The organism is Moorena sp. SIO3I6 (assembly GCF_010672095.1).
Window position 1 is genome coordinate 1 of sequence record NZ_JAAHHU010000643.1, and the last position, 2,533, is coordinate 2,533.

4 protein-coding genes are annotated in these 2,533 nt (G+C 38.5%); all 4 read right to left on the minus strand.

Translation table 11 applies throughout. The features are described 5' to 3' along the window. Positions 1-382 (minus strand): FAD-dependent oxidoreductase (locus F6K49_RS40755; protein WP_293106628.1); only part of this gene is annotated, 382 nt, incomplete at its 3' end. A gap of 8 nt (positions 383-390) precedes the next feature. After that, positions 391-1,200, minus strand: a complete 810-nt coding sequence (locus F6K49_RS40760) for a class II aldolase/adducin family protein (protein ID WP_293106631.1) — start codon at positions 1,198-1,200, stop codon at positions 391-393. Between the two features lie 69 nt (positions 1,201-1,269). After that, on the minus strand, positions 1,270-2,145 hold the full coding sequence (locus tag F6K49_RS40765; RefSeq protein ID WP_293106634.1) for a phytanoyl-CoA dioxygenase family protein: 876 nt from the start codon (positions 2,143-2,145) through the stop codon (positions 1,270-1,272). A gap of 62 nt (positions 2,146-2,207) precedes the next feature. Next, positions 2,208-2,533 (minus strand): hypothetical protein (locus tag F6K49_RS40770; protein WP_293106637.1); only part of this gene is annotated, 326 nt, incomplete at its 5' end.

The window sequence follows — 2,533 nt, forward strand, 5'->3', positions numbered from 1 at the left end:
TCTCTAAATTTCCGGTGAATTGCTTAAAGGAATGCTCAGTGACTATGTCAGATTCATTACTAATCAATAAACCCTGATGTTTCCCATTCTGCTCAAATGGAGTGAAGGAAGCGGGATTTCTTTGTCGGAATTTAAAATTTAAATCTAGATCTGAGATAATTTTTTGTGGGAGCATTCCCACTAGATAGGCATACACTGAGAGTTTCGCTTCGATACCTGGAAATAGTTGTTCTGAAACAACTGCTCCTCCTACCTTATCTTGTCGTTCTAGCACCAAAACTGAGCGACCCGCTTTGGCAAGATAACAGGCTGCAATTAGTCCATTGTGTCCACCACCGACGATAACGACATCGTAGCTTTTTTGTATATTTGAAGATGACATGATTTTTCTTAGGGTAACTTGGCTGGCAGTATGTCAATATAAGAGGGATCGAGCCGATCGAGCAAACGGCGATTAGCTTCCCATACACTCTGGAATTCTTGGTTATTCTTGTGGAAGGGACCTTCGAACTGCCGTGCTGTATGTTCGCAAATCTCAGGTGGTGGTATGATTGGCTTGGCTGTACTACCCAGTACGTTAACCTGAATCTCGCACGCCTTATTCAGGTAGTACATGTAGTAGAAGGCCTCTGCCACTGTTTGACCTACAGTTAAAAGACCGTGGTTACGGAGGATTAAACATTTCTTGTTTCCCAGAGATGCCACCAGCCTTTCTCGCTCATCAAGGTCAAGTGAGATGCCCTCATAATCATGGTAGGCAACCCGATTATAAAATTCCATGGAAATTTGGTTAAGGGGCAACAAACCCTCTTCCATAGCAGCAACAGCCATGCCACTAACAGTATGGGTGTGGATGATTGTATGAGCATGGGGGCAACCTAAATGAATAGCACTGTGTATTGTAAATCCAGCAGGATTTACTTCCGCGTCTGCCTGGTCAATTTTGTTGCCATTAGCATCCACTGGAACCAAATTTGATGCACATATTTCGTCAAACATCATACCATAGGGATTAATCAGGAATACTGGTGGTTCCTCTTTAATGCGCACGGAAATATGGGTGTAGATCATGTCTGTCATCCCATAATAGTGAATCAAGCGGTAAGCAGCAGCAAGATTTATGCGCAAGTTTCGTTCTTCTTGGGAATAAAAGGTAGTTATAGAATTATTTATGTTAGAACTTTTTCTCTTTACATTCATGGTTTATTTTTTTATGTTTTCATTAGTTTAGTCTTCACAGTAAACCGTCATGAATGCTACAAAATTTAATTAGCATGAAACGAATTTACTTTTAGAGATTAAATCCCCCTCCTTAAGGTCAGTTAATTTATAACCAAAGGAAGTTAAAGTATGATCGCCGTTCGATTTTATCAGGGAGTATAGACCATCAAGAAATATTTTTGAGTAGCGGGCTTGGGAATCTACAAAACGCATTGTATATGCCATTCTCGATGGTAATTTTCCCTCCAGGAGGGGAACACTTCTATGCCAAACAAATTTGTCTAGTAGAAGGGCATCACCCACTTCAAAGTTATCTTCTACTTTATTTTTCTCTAAAACCATATCTTCAACTTTAGAAGTATAGAAAAACTCAAAATAATTAAACTCTTCGGTTTGACAAAATTCGGCAAAGTCTTTGTGTTGTATTAGTTCGTACCGGAGGGCATAGTACCCAGAGGTGGGATAAGCCTTTCGGGGTACATATGCCATGCCTCCATGTTGATCTTTGGTATTAATGGGAACTAGGGGTATCCAAATAGAATAGGCTAAATCTTCGGGTTTAATGAAGTTGAAGCTAACTAAATCTAGATGGAAACGAAATCCTTTTCTGTTTGGTTTTAATTCAAATCCCAAACCTTGGGTGAAGATTAATTCATTTTCGATTAATTGCTTGAGGGTGTTTTTAAAGTTTTCGTGGGAATAGATTTTTTTGGTTACAGCATTTTCTTGGTAATAGCCCATTCTGGAAAAATCTCCACTGTAAGATTCGGGAACTTTTTTAACTTGATGGGATTGGGCGATTAAATTTCGTAATTCATCGATTGCTTCATGGGTTAATAGTTTTTTAAGTTTGATAAACCCATTCTCAGCAAAATAGTTTTTTTCGTCTGGGGATATAGTGATTTTGTTGACTAGCAAAGACATAAGCTTTTAATAAATCAGGATGTAGGATTTAGCATAAGTATGATTTAGCATAACTTAGAGCTCTAAACGAATTTACTCTTAGAGATTAAATCACCCTCTTTCAGATCGGTTAATTTATAACCAAAGGAAGTTAAAGGATCATCTCCCATAGCTTTCACCATGTAATTAAAATCATCAAGAAAGTTTTTCCCATAGCGGGCTTGGGAATCCACAAAACGAATTGTGTATGCCATCCTCGAAGGTAACTTTCCTTCCCTCAGAGGGGCACTCCTATGCCAAACAAATTTGTTTAGTAACAGAGCATCACCTACTTCAAAGTCATCTTCCACTTTATTTTTCTCTAAAATCAATTCTTCCACTTTGGAAGCATGGGGAAAGTTAAAAAATT